Raw genomic sequence first — 1,052 nt, 5'->3', positions numbered from 1 at the left:
AAGGAGATAACGAATGAAACCAAGGCTAACCCTTTTGCCTTTGGCCTTTGTCGTCAGTTCTGCTCAGGCTCAACTCGCTGAAACTGCAGGGTTCAGCGGCGAAATCTCATTCAATGCTGGTGTGATTTCATCGGAATCGAACTTTAATACCGACAACAGCAAAACCATCGACTCGTTAAACCAAAGCGCTGAAAGCGACACAACCGTCATCGCAGCGCCACTCGGAAGTATCGCCTACACGTTTGGTCACCAGCTCAACCACCAAGTGTATGCTGGTACAACGCGTTCCGATGTGGCAGTCGGTACACTGGCTTTTCAATTAGGCTATCAGTACGAACTGCCGTCAGGCACAGTATTGGATGTCTCTTACCTTCCGACCGTCCTCAAAGGCGAAACGTGGCGTAATCCTTATCAAGTAGGTACGGCTCGTCAAACAACGGATGAAGGTGGTAACGCCTATCGATTTCAAATCAAAGGTTTGGTCGATAGAAACTTCACCCTCGATTTAGCTTATGCCGATAAAGATGTCGAACAAGATGAAGTCACCGATCGTTCACTCGCGCGTGATGCCAGTATTTATTACGTAAAAGGCGAATATCGTATTTCACTAGACCAAACATCGCTACTGCAACCTGCGTTCACCTTCATCAACCAAGATGCAGATGGAAAAGCAGAATCGTATGGCTCTTATGCCTTTGACGTAAGTTGGTTTAAGTTCATCAACCGTCATCGTTTAGCCTTAACAGCAGGCTATGCACTCAAAGGTTATCAATCGGCTAGCCAAACTTTTGCGAAAACGCGCAGTGATGACACCTTGAGCTTGTTTGCCGCTTACGAATACCAAAACGTGTTTGATTGGCAAAACTGGTCGTTCATTTCCTTCGCGGGTTATAGCCAAACCGATTCAAACATCACCTTTTATGACGAAAATGAATACCTTTTGTCGTTAGGCTTTAACTACAGCTTCTAACATGGTTCTCGCGGCGAACATGTGAATACTCGCCGCGAACTCCTCTCAAATGACCACTACACGGCTTGAGCCGTGAGTTGTT

1 protein-coding gene is annotated in these 1,052 nt (G+C 46.4%); it reads left to right on the top strand.

What is annotated here, in order from left to right; genetic code table 11:
* Positions 1-13: 13 nt before the first annotated feature.
* Positions 14-970 (top strand): DUF2860 domain-containing protein, encoded by a 957-nt coding sequence (locus R7R78_RS24465; RefSeq protein ID WP_225474420.1) that lies wholly within the window; start codon positions 14-16, stop codon positions 968-970.
* The last annotated feature ends 82 nt before the right edge of the window (positions 971-1,052 follow it).

This window comes from Vibrio sp. 2134-1, from assembly GCF_033339495.1.
This window is presented reverse-complemented; position numbering and strand designations above follow the sequence as displayed.